Origin of the sequence: Mucilaginibacter agri (genome assembly GCF_009928685.1) — a bacterium.
GTDB lineage: Bacteria > Bacteroidota > Bacteroidia > Sphingobacteriales > Sphingobacteriaceae > Mucilaginibacter > Mucilaginibacter agri.
Genome location: NZ_WWEO01000039.1, coordinates 248,087 through 264,007, shown reverse-complemented (window position 1 = coordinate 264,007; position 15,921 = coordinate 248,087). Strand labels below are relative to the sequence as shown.

20 protein-coding genes are annotated in these 15,921 nt (G+C 41.3%); 13 read left to right on the top strand and 7 right to left on the bottom strand.

Annotated features, from left to right (window positions below; translation table 11 throughout):
• Positions 1-126: 126 nt before the first annotated feature.
• The 6 genes from GSY63_RS05535 (at position 127) to GSY63_RS05510 (ending at position 4,666) form a co-directional block, all read left to right on the top strand.
• Positions 127-981: an ABC transporter ATP-binding protein gene (locus tag GSY63_RS05535; protein ID WP_166584827.1), complete on the top strand. Its 855-nt coding sequence runs from the start codon at positions 127-129 to the stop codon at positions 979-981.
• Positions 978-1,772, top strand: coding sequence for a hypothetical protein (locus GSY63_RS05530; protein ID WP_166584826.1), 795 nt, complete (start codon positions 978-980; stop codon positions 1,770-1,772). Before GSY63_RS05535 ends, GSY63_RS05530 begins: the two co-directional genes overlap by 4 nt.
• 1 nt (position 1,773) lies before the next feature.
• Positions 1,774-2,157 carry a GntR family transcriptional regulator gene (locus GSY63_RS05525; protein ID WP_166584825.1) on the top strand — a complete coding sequence of 128 codons (384 nt, stop codon included), beginning with the start codon at positions 1,774-1,776 and terminating at the stop codon, positions 2,155-2,157.
• Positions 2,154-2,897: a hypothetical protein gene (locus GSY63_RS05520; protein ID WP_166584824.1), complete on the top strand. Its 744-nt coding sequence runs from the start codon at positions 2,154-2,156 to the stop codon at positions 2,895-2,897. Before GSY63_RS05525 ends, GSY63_RS05520 begins: the two co-directional genes overlap by 4 nt.
• 102 nt (positions 2,898-2,999) lie before the next feature.
• Complete coding sequence (locus GSY63_RS05515; RefSeq protein WP_166584823.1) at positions 3,000-3,944, top strand: proline iminopeptidase-family hydrolase; 945 nt, start codon at positions 3,000-3,002, stop codon at positions 3,942-3,944.
• A 107-nt stretch (positions 3,945-4,051) separates the two neighbouring features.
• On the top strand, positions 4,052-4,666 hold the full coding sequence (locus GSY63_RS05510; RefSeq protein ID WP_166584822.1) for a hypothetical protein: 615 nt from the start codon (positions 4,052-4,054) through the stop codon (positions 4,664-4,666).
• Between the two features lie 320 nt (positions 4,667-4,986).
• Here GSY63_RS05510 and GSY63_RS05505 read toward each other — a convergent pair whose 3' ends face one another.
• Genes GSY63_RS05505 through GSY63_RS05485 form a run of 5 tightly spaced genes read right to left on the bottom strand, consistent with a single transcriptional unit; the run spans position 4,987 to position 9,923 of the window.
• Complete coding sequence (locus tag GSY63_RS05505; protein ID WP_166584821.1) at positions 4,987-6,006, bottom strand: asparaginase; 1,020 nt, start codon at positions 6,004-6,006, stop codon at positions 4,987-4,989.
• A 50-nt stretch (positions 6,007-6,056) separates the two neighbouring features.
• Positions 6,057-6,824 (bottom strand): TatD family hydrolase, encoded by a 768-nt coding sequence (locus GSY63_RS05500; protein WP_166584820.1) that lies wholly within the window; start codon positions 6,822-6,824, stop codon positions 6,057-6,059.
• 54 nt (positions 6,825-6,878) lie between these two features.
• Positions 6,879-7,883 (bottom strand): FKBP-type peptidyl-prolyl cis-trans isomerase, encoded by a 1,005-nt coding sequence (locus tag GSY63_RS05495; RefSeq protein ID WP_166584819.1) that lies wholly within the window; start codon positions 7,881-7,883, stop codon positions 6,879-6,881.
• Between the two features lie 54 nt (positions 7,884-7,937).
• Entirely contained in the window at positions 7,938-8,906 is a 969-nt protein-coding gene (locus tag GSY63_RS05490) for an FKBP-type peptidyl-prolyl cis-trans isomerase (protein ID WP_166584818.1), read from the bottom strand.
• Positions 8,907-8,912: 6 nt separating this feature from the next.
• Complete coding sequence (locus GSY63_RS05485; protein ID WP_166584817.1) at positions 8,913-9,923, bottom strand: DHH family phosphoesterase; 1,011 nt, start codon at positions 9,921-9,923, stop codon at positions 8,913-8,915.
• 119 nt (positions 9,924-10,042) lie between these two features.
• On the opposite strand from GSY63_RS05485, the gene GSY63_RS05480 reads away from it, so the two are divergent.
• Positions 10,043-10,462: a nucleoside-diphosphate kinase gene (locus tag GSY63_RS05480; RefSeq protein WP_166584816.1), complete on the top strand. Its 420-nt coding sequence runs from the start codon at positions 10,043-10,045 to the stop codon at positions 10,460-10,462.
• Positions 10,463-10,648: 186 nt separating this feature from the next.
• Complete coding sequence (locus GSY63_RS05475; RefSeq protein WP_166584815.1) at positions 10,649-10,846, top strand: hypothetical protein; 198 nt, start codon at positions 10,649-10,651, stop codon at positions 10,844-10,846.
• Here GSY63_RS05475 and GSY63_RS05470 read toward each other — a convergent pair.
• Both GSY63_RS05470 and recF read right to left on the bottom strand, forming a co-directional pair.
• Positions 10,833-11,123: a DUF721 domain-containing protein gene (locus GSY63_RS05470; RefSeq protein WP_166584814.1), complete on the bottom strand. Its 291-nt coding sequence runs from the start codon at positions 11,121-11,123 to the stop codon at positions 10,833-10,835. The genes GSY63_RS05475 and GSY63_RS05470 overlap by 14 nt on opposite strands.
• Positions 11,110-12,216: a DNA replication/repair protein RecF gene (gene recF / locus GSY63_RS05465; protein WP_166584813.1), complete on the bottom strand. Its 1,107-nt coding sequence runs from the start codon at positions 12,214-12,216 to the stop codon at positions 11,110-11,112. Before recF ends, GSY63_RS05470 begins: the two co-directional genes overlap by 14 nt.
• Before the next feature lie 293 nt (positions 12,217-12,509).
• Between recF and GSY63_RS05460 the strand changes: the two genes are divergently transcribed.
• The 5 genes from GSY63_RS05460 (at position 12,510) to GSY63_RS05440 (ending at position 15,908) form a co-directional block, all read left to right on the top strand.
• Entirely contained in the window at positions 12,510-13,187 is a 678-nt protein-coding gene (locus GSY63_RS05460) for a tetratricopeptide repeat protein (RefSeq protein WP_166584812.1), read from the top strand.
• Complete coding sequence (gene ribH, locus GSY63_RS05455; protein WP_166584811.1) at positions 13,187-13,684, top strand: 6,7-dimethyl-8-ribityllumazine synthase; 498 nt, start codon at positions 13,187-13,189, stop codon at positions 13,682-13,684. The genes GSY63_RS05460 and ribH overlap by 1 nt, the downstream gene beginning before the upstream one ends.
• A gap of 308 nt (positions 13,685-13,992) precedes the next feature.
• Positions 13,993-14,322 (top strand): bacillithiol system redox-active protein YtxJ, encoded by a 330-nt coding sequence (gene ytxJ, locus GSY63_RS05450; RefSeq protein ID WP_166584810.1) that lies wholly within the window; start codon positions 13,993-13,995, stop codon positions 14,320-14,322.
• 131 nt (positions 14,323-14,453) lie between these two features.
• Positions 14,454-15,332, top strand: coding sequence for a lipoyl synthase (lipA, locus tag GSY63_RS05445; RefSeq protein WP_166584809.1), 879 nt, complete (start codon positions 14,454-14,456; stop codon positions 15,330-15,332).
• Between the two features lie 24 nt (positions 15,333-15,356).
• On the top strand, positions 15,357-15,908 hold the full coding sequence (locus tag GSY63_RS05440) for an RNA polymerase sigma factor (RefSeq protein ID WP_166584808.1): 552 nt from the start codon (positions 15,357-15,359) through the stop codon (positions 15,906-15,908).
• The last annotated feature ends 13 nt before the right edge of the window (positions 15,909-15,921 follow it).

The window sequence follows — 15,921 nt, the reverse complement described above, 5'->3', positions numbered from 1 at the left end:
CATCCTTGTAATCTTCAGGATGGCTTTTTTTGCTTATAACAGCCTCATTTAAAATTATTTTACAAAATATTTGGAAGTGTAAATTTTAGCCCTACATTTATAGTGTACTATTTAACTAATACACTAATGATAGAGATCGAAAATTTATCCTTTGGTTATAGTCGCAAAAAATTGCTGTACAAAAACCTAAACTTATCACTCAAAAGCGGCGGCGTTTACGGCCTGCTTGGCAAAAACGGCGCGGGTAAATCAACCCTGTTAAAAAACATGGCGGGCACCTTGTTCCCGGTTAATGGTAGCATCACCATTAATGGCAGACATCCTTATAAAAGGCAGCCTTCGTTTTTAGAAACCATCTACTACATTGCAGAAGATGTGTACGTACCGCCGTTAACCATTAAAAAGTATCAAAACCTTTTTGCTCCTTTTTATCCAAAATTCAATATCGATAGCTTTTATCAATACCTGCGTGAGCTAGAGGTTGACGCCGACAGCAAGCTTAACAGGCTATCCTTTGGGCAGCAGAAAAAGTTTGTGATTGCATTTGCGCTGGCCTGCAATACAGATGTTATTTTGATGGACGAACCCACTAATGGGCTTGACATTCCTTCTAAATCGCAGTTCAGAAAACTGATAGCATCGGTAATGAACGAAGACAGGTTGATCATGATCTCCACCCACCAGGTACGCGATCTGGAGAACATGATAGATAACATTATCATTGTGGATAGTGGCAACCTGTTGCTTCATGCCTCGGTGGGCAACATTACCGATAAACTTTGCTTTAAAACCGTAACAGAAATACCCGAAAGTGCGAGGGTGCTGTACAAAGAACGTACTCTGCAAGGTAACGCCGTAGTAATGGAAAATACCCTGGGCGAGGACTCGAAGTTAAACCTCGAATTTCTTTTCAATGGCATTGTAGAAAATCCCGAAATGGCTAAACAGATATTTTCAACCACTCAAACCTTATCAGCATGAAAGACACTTTTGACCTCTACAGGTTTACCTTATTATTTAAGAAAACCATCCTCGAACGACCAGCCCAATTATTAGGGCTCATGGCACTTATGTTACTTGTTTCGTTAGGCTTTTATTCGTTTTTTGCCTATTTCAGAGAATGGGAAGCCGCACATGCAACGGCCTTTATCTGGGGATATGTGGGAGGCGGCATCGTATTGGCCTCCGTTATTTTCGCGCATTTTACCACCAACGCAAGCGGCGCGGCATATTTGATGCTTCCGGCCTCATCTTTAGAAAAGTGGCTTTGCGGAATATCTATAGTCGGCGTAATGTTTACTATCATCTTTTTAGGATTTTACCGCCTGATGGATTTTTCATTTATTAACCTATACCATAGTCGCCTGAATAAAAACGATGCGCATTATCAATTCTTTTATAGCCAGGCACAGATATTCGCCTTCGATGGCCGGTTACCAAAATTTTCATACATGCTTTTTGCAAACTTTGCTGGTGCTGCACTATTGGGCTCGCTATATTACAACAGGGCGGGATTGGTTAAAACGGCATTAACGGTATTAGCTACCATGGCCTTTATCGGTTTAGCTAATTACCTTATCGCCCGTCTGTTTTTTAACAACCTTAGCTCGGCTAATCCGTTTTGGTCGGTCAATTTGCAGCTTACCAACAATTACAGAACGGTTGATGCCCCGCAATACATCAAGGATTTTGCCGACAACTTAACCCAGTTTATTATACCTGCTATTTTATGGGTAACAGTTTACATACGCCTGCGCGAAAAAGAAATTTAACATGGAATTTAGAGAACAACAAGCCATATACCTGCAAATAGCCGAGTATGCCTGCGAGCAGATACTGCTAAAAAGCTGGCCGCCGGGCACCAAGATATTAAGTATACGTGATCTGGCCGTGTTAATGGAAGTAAACCCCAACACGGTGCAGCGAGCCTACGACTTTTTGCAGCAGCGCGAGATTATAGTTAACAAACGCGGTGTGGGCTACTTTGCAGCAGAAGGCGCTACCGAACGGGTAGTAGCCTTTAGAAAAGAGCAGTTTATAGAAACCGAACTGCCTGTTTTTTTTAGAAATATGTACCTGCTCAACATGTCGGTAGAAGATATTAAAGGGCGCTACGATCAATTCATCAATCAAAACTTTAAAGAAACGCAATCATGATATTTAAAAGAACAGCTTTAAAGCTAAGCACCATGATACTGCTGGTTACACTGATATTAATTACAGTGGGCTTGTTTGCCACTAACCTTGCCCTTAAAAACAAGTACGACAAACTCGACAAAAACGATAAGTACTGGGATTATAAAACCATTTTATCTCAACCATTTAAGCATGTTAAAGTGACCGGTGGCAATGTAACCCAAATTGAGTTTGAGCCAAGCAACAAGCCGGCAGTACGAGTATCAGATTATTGGAAAGAATACAAAAAAGACACAACAGTTAGAGCTTACGTTAAGGACGATACCCTTTACATTAGCCTGGCAGAAACCTCTAAAGATGCCGGCGTTAAAGATTGGCAGCGTAGCAATTCTCTCGTTCGCATATTTTCGCCGGAGTTATTGTCGGTAGATGGTTCTGATGTTACCATGATACTTTCAGATATCAAACAGAAAAATCTGAACGTTAATTTAACCGGAAGATCAAACCTGTTTATACACACGCTTAACAACAATTTCGATACGTTTAACATTGTACAGCGCGACTCGTGCGTTACTAATTTCGAAATGTCTGACGATTATAAAGGCCCTAAAAAGATCAATTTTCAACATATTAAGGCTGATGTATTTGACCACAGCAGCCTAAACATCCGTAACGGTTATGCTGATGATTTTAAATTAAATATGAGCGACAGTAGCTTCGTAATGCTATCCGGAAAATCAATAAATCGCTTGAATAAATAAATTAACCACTAATAATGGAAAGGCCATCCCGCTTATCATTGGGATGGCCTTTTTTGTTATGTTTTAATTTCATTAGGTTTATGCTGATTAACCCACGCGTAAATGAGAACCCTGATACTGATTATCGCCTTACTAATAATTACCCAACTTAGCTATGCCCAAACGTTGAAACCGCACGAAGGCTATGTACAGGTAAAAGGAGGTCGTATCTGGTACAAAGTAATTGGTACCGGCAATGGAACTCCGCTCTTGGTTTTGCATGGTGGCCCCGGTAGCCGCAGTTGCGGCGATGTAGCCGGATATACACCGGTTGGCAATGATCGTCCCGTAATCTTATATGATCAGCTTGGATCGGGGTTTTCAGATCGCCCAACCGATACCACCTTGTGGACGCTCCCGCGTTTTGTAGACGAAGTTGTGGCTTTAAGAAAAGCATTGAATTTAAAAGAGATCAATATTCTAGGCAGCTCGTGGGGCGCAGCTATAGTGGCCGAATATATGATAACCCGGAAACCTGTGGGAGTTAAGTCGGTTATATTCTCCGGGCCCTTATTAGGTACAACACGCTGGATCAAAGATGCGCAGATTTTATTAGGCCAAATGCCCAAGTATCTACAAGATACCATCCACAAATACGAAGACCTGAAACAATACCAGTCAGCCTCCTACGTAGCAGCCACAGATTCGTTTTACGCCCGCTACCTCGACCATAGGAAATCAGTTACACCGCCATCGCCAATTTGCGAAGGATCAAAAGGCTTTAACACCCAAGTGTATAATTACATGTGGGGACCAACGGAGTTTACTTGCACAGGTACCCTCAAAAACTGGACACGCATCCCCCAACTCCACCAAATCACCCAACCCGTACTCTTTATAGCCGGCCAATTTGACGAAGCCCGCCCAGAAACCATGTATGAGTTTCAGAAAATGGTAAAAGGATCTAAAATAGTTATCGTACCAAACGCAGGGCACCATAAATTGCAGGATAACCCAAAGGATTTTATCGGAGGGGTGAGGAAGTTTTTGAATGGGGTGGAGAAGTAAATTACTCTTTAAATCCGTCTTTGCGAGCGATAACGAAGCAACCTCCAAAAGAGACACATCAAAAAAGTCTATTTAATTTTTAATTTTGAAAGTAATGCTTTCAACCTATGCCACCTAAAGCGACGTCCTCAAATAAAATAACCGCATATGCCGATGCTATATTTCTAACCCTAATCGGCATCTTGATAGGGAAAACACTGTTTCGATTTTTCAATAGCGACTTTATGTTGTCGCTTAATACCTATTTAGGATTTGGAAGCTGGATTCTAGTTGTTTTAATGAAGCTGTTCAAGTATAAATATGTAAAACATGCTATTTTAATCTTGTTAGTATTGGCCGCTTTCAATATTCTAAATTTTACCGTTGAGACTATTTGGTTAGGATCAGCCATACAATTAATGCAGCGCCCTTTATTATATTCAATAGGTATCAATCCTGGCATGTTTCTACTCGCCATAGGTTACTCCGCGATTAATAGATCGACAATAAGCAAAACGTACAAAGCACGTTTTGGCCCGAGTGAAGATGAAGTCAGGATTAAACAAAAAACGATGGTGAATTTTTACAACCAGAAATTCAAAAGCCTTACCACTAAGGAACTGGAGTTCGCATTAAAAAATATAAAGGATTATCCACATGAAGCTCAAATAGCGCTAAATCTGCTAAGAACGACGCAGCAACCAAAGGAAGATTCTACGCTAGCGTTCCCAAACGACAATTAAAGCGAATAATAAGTACCAGTAATTGTCGTCGAAGAACCCTTAATAACGAATCCATGTGGCCTCTTGATTTTCGGGAACCACAACATAAGCCACAGCACAACCTCTAACAGAAAATCGAGCAGCCACTAGTTTTCTTTTTGGTACTTTTTCTTTTGCGGAAAAAGAAAAAGTACATCCACTAACGATTCATAACTTACGCTACCCTTCCGAATGGAAACGGATTGTGCGTTATTGAAAGTCAGCAGAATGCATAGTTCACTATCTGTCCTGTGGGGTGCTGAAACAAGTTCAGCATGACGGCTGGGTAAATATCGGCTACTTTACGATACTGTTAACTCACCTCTTAAATCCGTTTCCAGGTACTCTTTAACCAGTTTAGGATCGTCGTAGTTGCCTAAGAGATACATTGTTTTGGTGATGGCAGCCTCGAAAGTCATGTCGTAACCGTTGGCAACACCGATGTCTTTAAGCAGTTTGCTGGTTTCATAACGGCCAAGTTCAACCGTACCCACCTTACATTGCGAAATATCAACAATTACTTTACCGCTGTCTATGGCTTGTTTCAACAGGTCTATAAACCATTGGTCGGTACTGGTATTACCCGCGCCGAAAGTTTCCATTACCACACCACCTACGTCGGCTGTTAGAATGTTCTCTACCACTTTAGGGCTAATGCCCGGGTAAAGTTTTAACACCGCAACTTCGCTGGTCAGTTTTTTATGAATAATCAAGCCATCTTCCTTAGGATGACGGATATCATTGATGCTAAAGCGCAAATGCACGCCCGACTCCGCCAATATCGGATAGTTTGGCGAACGGAAGGCCTCGAACTTTGATGAGTTATATTTAAACGAGCGGTTACCGCGGAATAATTTATAATCGAAGTAAATACAAACCTCTGGCACGCGCGCAACGCCATTTTTCTTTGCTTTGGCAATCTCAATGGCAGTCATCAGGTTTTCCTTAGCATCGGTACGGATGGCGCTGATGGGTAATTGCGAACCGGTGAAGATTACCGGTTTACCCAAATTCTCGAGCATAAAGCTTAATGCCGATGCAGAGAAGGCCATCGTATCTGACCCGTGCAGGATCACAAAACCGTCTACATCGTCGTAATTATCTTGTATAAGCCCGGCAAGCTTACTCCAGATGGCTGGATTCATATTGGACGAATCGATAACTTCATCAAAAGAATGCACCTTGATCCGACAGTTCAATCGTTCCAACTCGGGCACATTATCCATGATTTGCTCAAAGTTAATAGGCCTCAGCACTTTTGTTTTGGGATCGCTCATCATACCTATTGTCCCTCCGGTATAAATGATCAGTATCTGGCACATGTATTATCAGGTTTGGCGATAAAATTAAAAAATTAAGTCAACAAAGCACATTATATCGCAAATATGCTTTTCGAGTTCTCAGTAGTAACACGGGCCACTTCGGCAACATCTACCTGGTGCAGGTCGGCAATTTTTTCGGCCACGTATCGCAGGTAAGAACTTTCGTTAGGTTTTCCTCTAAATGGTACGGGTGTAAGATACGGCGAGTCTGTTTCTAAAACGAGGTGTTTCAGATCAATTTGCTGCACAACTTTATCAAGTCCCGCATTTTTGTAGGTTACTACCCCACCTATTCCGAGGTAAAAGCCCAGGTCTATAATTTGCTGCGCTTGCTCAACCGTTCCGGAGAAGCAGTGGAATATACCACGAAGTTTATCGTCATTTAAGCGTTGCAACACTTCGTAAGTTTCATCAAAAGCATCGCGGCAATGGATCACGATGGGCAGGTTTAATTCCTTTGCCCAATTAATCTGTTGTTCAAAGGCTTGTAATTGCTGCGGCAAAAAGGTTTTATCCCAATACAAGTCTATCCCAATTTCACCAATGGCGTAAATTTTACGTCCAACCCCTAATGCCTTAATCTGCGCTAACTCCGCCTCCCAGTTTTCCTTTACGTCGCAGGGATGAATCCCTAGCATCGGAAAGAAATTTTCAGGCCAGCGGTCAACCAGGTTAAACATCAATCCAACCGAAGTAGCATCAACATTGGGTAAAAACAGTCGGGAGATCTGGTTATCTAAACAGCGTTGCAGCATTTCGGCTTGCTTGGCAGCATCTGTTTCGTAATAAAAGTGGGTATGCGTATCGGTTAATACCATGCTGCAAATGTAAAAAGCCTTCTGTTATTGGCAGAAGGCTTTTTGTTAATTATTTTATTGCTTGGTTGTCTTCTTCGCAGTGGTCGACTTCTTCGCGGTTGCAGTGGTTGTTTTTTTAGCTGAAGTAGCCGCCGTTGCTGGTTTTGCTGCCGGTGCCTTATGCGGCGCCGGGCTAACCTTTACCAAATCAACATCAAATACCAGTGTGCTGTAAGGAGCAATGTCTTCGCCCGCCCCTTGAGCACCGTATGCCAAGGTTGAAGGGATAATGAAAGTGGCCTTAGAACCTTGGTTTAACAATAGTAAGCCTTCGTCCCAACCCGGTATTACCTGGCCCTGACCAACAATAACCTTAATAGGCTCGTAGTTACGGCCTGGCTGTTGTAAGCCCGATGCCTGCGCTACACTTTGAATGCTAGAATCGAAAACCTTACCACTTAGGGTACGGCCTGTGTAGTTCACCAACAAGGTATCGCCAACTACAGGCTTACGCCCTGTTGATGGCTGGGTAATAATATATTTTAAACCACTTGGAGTAGTTTTTACAGCCAGCTTATTGTCAACAATGTATTGATTAGCCGCCACAACCTCACCTTGTTGCATTTTAGCAATACCGGCATTTCTTTCGGCAATAGCTTCTGCCATAGATTGTACCTTTTCTATCTTCAGCACAAAAGTGATAAAGCTTTTAGCAGGTAAAAATGGAGGGCGTTCTGTTTCGTGGCCTTTAAATACAGAATCAACAGGCACACGCACCAAAGCACTGTCCTTAACAGTTAACAATGGAAATATATCCATCATATCGGCAACATTTTGCGAACCCTGACATTTAATTTGTACCGGGTGGCCTGCTGTATAAGTACTGAATAATACCGAATCTTTATCGGTTTTCTCTATCACCTGAAAAGTAACAATATCATCGAGCTTAATACGTGGGCCTGCATTATGCGTAAGCAATTGGTACTGCGCACCTTTGGGGGTAATAGTGGTGTTTTGTGCTTTTGCGGCGGTAGCCAGCAAACCAAAACCAAATGCGTATAAAAGAATCCTTTTCATCATATCTCAGAAAAAAGGCCGTGTATTTTGAATACACGGCCTTTAGTTAGTTTTTAATTATCTAACGGCTGGCTGGCCTGGCAATTGAGGCACAACGGGTTTAGGTGCGTTAGGGTTTGGCTTAATAATATTAACAATCTCTACGTCGAAAGTAAGCGGAGTGTATGGGCCGATAGCCTGCATGCCACGCTCGCCGTAAGCAAGGCTAGACGGGATTACGAAAGTTGCTTTTGCACCTTTGTTTAACAGGCGTAAGCCTTGGTCCCAACCAGGGATAACACCACCAACACCTACCGGGATGTGGATTGGCTGATATGGAGCCATTGGATTAAGCATTTTAGCTTTTTCGGCGACAGATTTAACGCTGGTATCAAATACTTTACCGTTTAAAAATTTACCGGTGTAGTTAACTACAACAGTATCGCCTTTAACCGGCAGCGGACCGCTACCCGGAGTGGTTATCTGGTAGTATAAGCCAGAATCTGTTTTGGTAACGTTAAGTTTGTTATCGGCAATGTATTTAGAAATTTTTCCCGGCTCTAAACCTTTAACTTTTTCAGCCTCTGCTTTAAAGTAGTCATCAATTTTACTTGCAAACACCTGATCGCTTAAAGTACCTTTTTGAATTACTTTGTTGATCTTAACTTCGTAAATAATGTATTTACCTTTAAAGCCTGGAGGCTTAGGTAAGTTCTTTTTAAATAACGAATCGGCATTGATTTTAATAACCGCGCTATCGCCTTCGCTCATCATCAATAATGCAGAATAAACATCACCTTTGTAAGGTAGTTTAGCCGGCATTGGGAATGCTACCGGTTTACCGGCATCATAGCTGCTATATAGTACAGAATCTCCATCGGTTTTGGTGATGATATTTGCGCTCAAAAAGTCGCCGCCTTTAATAACAGGTGTTGTTTTATCATCAACAATATTGTAAAGTAACCCGCCATCTCCTTTTTTAAATCCACCGTTACAGCTGGCCAAGCCAATAGCCGCAACCGCGAAAACCATTAAGTTTTTTTTCATTTCTATTTACTGAATTAAAAGTGTTTTATAGTTTGGTAAAATTGATTTAAACTGTGCAATTACATTTTCGAGGCTATCATCTGATGCCCCGCCGGCTGCATTGCGATGCCCACCGCCGTTAAAATATTTCTTACAGATCTCGTTCGCCGGAAATTCTCCCTTAGATCGTAAAGATAACTTCACCTTATCCTTGCGTTGTACGATAAATGCCGCTAAACGGATACCTGAAATCGAAAGTGCATAGTTAACAATTCCTTCGGTATCTCCGGTGTTAATATCGTATTGCTTTAACTCTTCGCTGGTAACCGTAATAATAGCTGTGTTAAACTCCTGCAACACCTCTAATTTATTAGCCAAACAGTGCCCCAGAAAACGTAAACGATTTTCGGTAGCACTATTGTATACCAACTCGTGTATGCGCCAGTTTACAGCACCTGCATCAATAAGGTCGGCAACGGTGCGGTGTACTGCAGATGTTGTATTGGGTAAACGGAACGAGCCGGAGTCGGTCATTATACCTGTATATAAACAGGTGGCCACATCCTTATTTACAAGGGCCTTATCATTAAGTTCTATGGCAATAAAATCATAAACGAGTTGGGCTGTTGCACAGGCATTGATATTCCAGTAACGATAATCATCAAAATCCTGAGGCTCCAGGTGGTGGTCTATCATTATTTTATATGCATCGCTTTTGCCAACCTCCTCGCCAAGCTCGTTAATACGGCTTAGGGTATTAAAATCTAAGCAGAAAATAATGTCGGCTGCGGCAACCAGCTCGTTAGATTGCTCCACATGGTCAGTGTAAATGATCACATCCTCGTTACCCGGCATCCACTCAAAATATTGTGGATAGTCTGTCGGAGTAATTACTCTGGCGTGGTGGCCACGTTGGATCAAATAATTATATAAACCTAACGACGAGCCTAATGCATCGCCATCTGGTTTATGATGGGTAGTAATAACTATCTTTTTAGGCTGCGACAACAGGTCGGCAAGCGCTGTAATATCTAACATTAATCAAAAAAACGAAGTGCAAAGCTAATTAAATAAATTAAATAGCAATTACGTTTATTTACCTTAAACTCTTTAATTATCAGCATAAAAAGTTACTTTTGCGGCAATTTTGCGACACAATGGAAAATAACAAAACTTTTACAATGATTAAACCCGATGCCGTTGCTAACGGACATATCGGTGGTATTTTAGACCAGATCATCAAAGCCGGTTTCAGCATAAAAGCTATGAAACTTACTGCACTGACCCCAGAAAAAGCAGGTGAGTTTTACGCGGTACATAAAGACCGCCCTTTTTACAAAGACCTGGTAAACTTTATGTCGAGCGGACCAATCGTTGCAGCGATTCTTGAAAAAGATAACGCTGTTGAAGATTTCCGTAAACTGATCGGCGCAACAGATCCGAAAAAAGCAGAAGAAGGCACTATCCGTAACCGTTTTGCAGAGTCTATCGAGGCTAATGCAGTACATGGTTCTGATTCTGACGAGAATGCAGCTATTGAAGGTGCTTTCTATTTTTCAGCTTTCGAAAGAGTTTAATTAAAATTTCTCTAGAAGAAATAAAAATAACGGACAGGTAATTCTAGTCCGTTATTTCTATTTTATCAGAATTTAATATTCGTAATATGTAGTTTTACTTTACAGGCCTGCTGGTAAACCACTTACAGGTTTGTGACTATTTAAAAACTCCTTACTACTAATAATAAACTCCAAATAATACCCGTCATGAGCAATTTAAAATTGTTACTGAGATACGTGATCTATATTGTTTCAATCCCCTTGATCATTTTAGGAGGCATTGACCTTTTTGCTAATCACCCCGAAGTTCAACTTGCATTTTGGGTACCGGGTCTTTTGCTTATCGCTTACTGTTTAATCCGCGACGATTTATACCATCGTTTCCGGATATCTAAAGGAAGATAATATCTTCTACAAGATCTGAGCCCGACTGCTCATTTATTTTTTCGATAATTTGGGAGCGTACCAGCATTAACTCGTTTTTAATCACCGAGGACTCTAGTCGTAGAAATAACTTTCGGTCGCGTATAAAAAGCTCTTTGGTACGATTGGCTACAGATTTGCCTACCAAACCTGGCCATGCTGCGGTTATACCGGTTTCATCAAATTTTCGTTTGATCTTGTACACCTGCATCATTTGCTCAATGGCATCTTTCAGCGTTTTGTCGTTAGTCTTCCGCATTTGCTTCCCCTCCAGAAACTTTAAATAACTTATAATTTTCGTTGATGCCGTTAAGCACAGCAGCCACCCTCTGTTCGCTGGTGTCGGTTATAAATACCTGCCCAAAGTTATGGTCAGATACCATTTGCATTAGCTTGGTAACGCGCAGCTCGTCTAGCTTATCAAATATATCGTCGAGCAGCAGCAAAGGTTTAAATCCTTTTTGTTGATATAAAAAGGTATACTGCGCTAATTTTAACGCTATCAGAAAAGATTTTTGTTGCCCCTGCGAACCGAACTTCTTCATTGGCATGCCGTGAATGCTAAACAAAAGATCATCGCGGTGTATACCGGCCGATGTGCGTTGCAATACCCTGTCGCGATCAGCATATTTCAATAACAAATCAGCCAGACTTTCTTGTAACAACTGCGACTCGTAAATCAGTTCTACATCCTCCGCACTGTCTGTAATAAAATGGTAATGCTCGTTAAATATGGGTGTAAACACATCCATAAAAGCTTTACGTTTTTCAAATATCCGTGTGCCTAGGGGCACCAACTGTTCGTCATAAACTTCAAGCAGACTGATGTCAAAGCGGCCGCTCTCGTTCATGCGCTTAAGCACTGCATTACGATTTACCAATAGTTTATTATAAGCAATCAGCTCATCGAGATATTGGTTGTCGGTTTGCGATATTACATTATCTACAAAACGACGGCGCTCTTCGCTTCCTTCTATAATAATACTTACATCATAAGGCGAAACCATAACTAACGGAAACAACCCAATGTGATCGGCCAGACGCTGATAATCTTTCTTATTACGCTTAAACTGCTTTTTCTGGTTCTTTTTTACTGAACATGCAACTGTTTCGGTCTGGTCATTTTTGATAAAGGATCCGCTAACGATAAAAAAATCGCTACCCTGCTTAATCTGCTGACTATCTATCGGGTTAAAATAACTTTTACAGAGTGACAGGTAGTGAATAGCATCGAGCAAGTTAGTTTTACCCGCACCGTTATTACCTGTAAAAGCATTAACGCCGGGGCTCAGATCGAGCCTGGCTTCGGCATAGTTTTTAAAGTTGATAACAGATAATTGCTGCAAGTACATAATAAGGTTTCAAAGTTAGCAATTAGCTGCAGGGTTTTAAACTACGGGCTGATTTAAAAGAAAAACTGATATTAATGTTGACGACATGCTTTATGATGCTGCCACTATGCACCCGCTAATTTGTACAACTTGAATATGGATCAACGTGGATAAACCATTTGATTTTGGGCCATTAGGCTAACATTATAGCAGTTTCCTTCGTTATAAATAATTTAACTATAACTATTTAGTTTAAAAGCTATTGTATAGAATTAGGAAAACCGTATTTTTGCACTCCTAATTTTAAAATAAAAATGTCAAACACTCAGGTGAATACTAAAGTAGAGAACCAAACAAAAGATGCTGGGCACACCGGAAATTTTGTGCGCGAGAATCAAAAAAGCCTAACATTTATTATTGCAGCCATTCTTGCATTGGTTGTTATTTACTTTGTTTATCAGAAAGTATACCTGGCTCCACGCGAAACGCAAGCGGCTGATCAAATGCACGTTGCGCAAGATAATTGGGGTAAAAAAGACTGGGATAAAGCAATCAAAGGCGATGGCAGCTACCCTGGCTTCGAAAAAATTATTGCCGATTATAGCAACACCAAAGCAGCTAACTTAGCTTACTACTACCTGGGTATTGCTTACTTAAACAAAGGCGAATACCGCAAAGCTATCGATAACCTTACCAACTACCGTGGTGATGACAGCATGGTTGCTGCAGAAGCTTTAGGCGGTACCGGCGATGCTTATGTTGAGTTAAAAGATTTAGACAAAGCTGCAGGCTTTTTCAAAAAAGCTGCTGATAAAGCCAACAATAAATTCTTAACCCCGCTTTACTTAAAGAAACTTGGTTTAGTGTACGAAGCACAAAAAGATAACAAATCTGCTGTTGATACGTACAAAAAGATCAAAACAGATTACAGCGATAGCAGCGAAGGCCAAAATATAGATGAATATATTGCCCGCGCTGAAGCAAAATTATAATGGCTACACAGTTAAAAAACTTATCAGATTTTTCTGAGACCACCGTTCCCTCGGCTGCACCTTACCGCTTTGGTATAGTTACAGCTGAGTGGAACGCGGCCATAACCAATGCCCTTTATGAGGGTGCCTACCAAAGCCTTATTAATCACGGTGCTGAGCCCGATCATATCCACACTTATGCGGTACCAGGTAGCTTCGAATTAATTTCTGGGGCAGATATTTTGTTGAAAAATATTGTTAACTTAGATGCAGTGATTTGCCTCGGATGTGTAATTCAGGGCGAAACAAGGCACTTTGACTTTATTTGCAATGCTGTAGCCAATGGTTTAAGCAATGTTGGTTTAAAATATAACAAGCCGGTAATTTTCGGCGTACTTACTACTGATAACCAACAGCAAGCTGAAGACCGCTCTGGCGGCAAGCACGGCAATAAGGGCGACGAAGCCGCAATTACAGCCATTAAAATGGCTGATTTAGCAAATACTTTTAAACTATAAGATTAAATCCCAATACAGATTTATAAAATGAAAAAGTTAATTTATTTAGCATTGGTTACGGTTGCGCTTGGTTGCGTATTTACATCGTGTTCAAACAAATTGTGCCCAGCCTACGGCTCTTATCACGCAAAACGCTAATACTCTGCAGCGGTTGCCGAAAATCATTTTATCGACTTCAATTTTGATTTCCGGTTCTTGATTTCTGGCTCTTTTCCTCTTAATCCTTTTTACCATCCTATTACATTCGTTAAAACATTTTTGGGGTTTTAAGGCTTACTTTTGTATAAATAGTTAACAGCGTACTTTTTATGAAATGGATACCGTTGGAGTCTGCAGAGCAGTTAAGTGAGATTAAGCAGAACGAAGGATATAGTATAATTTTTAAGCACAGCACCCGCTGTTCTATCAGCATGATGGCCCGCAGAAGGTTCGAAATGGACTGGGACCAAATGCCCGACAGTATTCCTCTTTATTTTTTAGATCTAATTAAATTTCGCCCTATCTCTGCACAGGTAGCCGAAGATTTCCATGTACACCACGAATCGCCTCAACTATTGTTGATCAAAGAAGGTGAATGCATACTCGACCAGTCGCACGGCGGCATCTCGGTTGAGGAAGCGTTGTTAATGGTACAATAAAGCCCCGAGGGGAAACATATTTTATTTCTTTATAACCGCGGTGTTTGATGTGTATCATCCACCTGTAAGATTTTAATACGGAGCTCACCCGCGAAGGTTGGGCACTATTCTTTTTTATTTACATTTGTGTAATGATTGATTTACCCGTAATACCGGCAAACCAGGTTCAACGTAAGCCAGATTGGCTTAGAGTTAAGCTGCCAGTTGGAAAAGAATATGCACATGTGCGCAGTTTGGTTGATACACATAAACTGCATACCATTTGCGAAAGCGGTAATTGCCCTAATATGGGCGAGTGCTGGGGTGCTGGTACTGCCACGTTTATGATATTGGGTAATATCTGTACCCGCTCATGCTCTTTTTGTGCTGTTGCAACCGGCAGGCCTTTGGCTGTTGATACGGACGAACCTAACCGCGTGGCCAATTCGGTTAAATTAATGCAGGTTAAACATTGTGTAATAACCTCAGTTGACCGCGACGACCTGAAAGATGGTGGTTCTATTATCTGGGCGGAAACGATTAACGCCATCCGCCGCGAAAGCCCTGATACTACCTTAGAAACTTTACTTCCCGATTTTAAAGGCAACTGGGATAATCTTAAACGCGTTACCGATGTGAGGCCGGAAGTGGTATCGCACAATCTGGAGACCGTACGCCGCCTAACCCGCGAAGTACGTATACAAGCTAAATACGACCGTAGTTTAGAGTGCCTTAGCCATATCTCTGCCGCAGGTTTACGCACCAAATCGGGCATTATGCTTGGCTTGGGCGAAACGGAAGAAGATGTAGTAGAAGCAATGGGCGACCTGTTACAAGCTGGCGTTCACATACTTACACTAGGACAATATTTACAGCCAACCCGCACCCATCACCCGGTGATAGACTGGATACATCCAGATCAATTTAAACGGTACAAACAAATTGGTGAGGAAATGGGTTTTAAATATGTAGAAAGTGGCCCCCTGGTACGTTCATCATACCATGCTGAAAAACATTTGTTTGAAATGTGATAAATCCTTTCTACATTCACATCATTGAGCCGTAGAACTAAAATATCACTCACAGAAGAGGAACTCATACTTGCATTGCGACAGCGGGAGAAATTTGCCGCCGAAGCTTTGTACGATATGTACTCATCCTCACTGTATGGTGTGATTGTAAGAATTGTAATTGACACTGCTGTTGCAGAAGATGTTTTGCAGGAAAGTTTTGTCAAAATCTGGCAATCATTTTCGAGCTACAGCGCAGAAAAAGGCCGTCTATTCACTTGGATGGTTAATATTGCCCGTAATCTTTCTATTGATAAAATCCGCTCCAAAGACTTTAAAAACCAAAGCAAAAACCAGGAACTGGAAAATAACGTAACTTTTATAGACGAGCAAAAAAACACGGTTTATAAGCCCGAGTTGCTTGGTATCAAGGATTTAGTTGAAAAGCTAAAACCTGAACAAAAGTCTATACTGGACCTGGTTTATTTTAAAGGCTACACCCATGTGGAAGCTGCCGACGAACTCGGCGTGCCTTTGGGTACTATTAAAACAAGGTTAAGAATGGCTATTCAGCAGTTAAGAAAAAGTTTTAATTAAATTGGAAGACGTA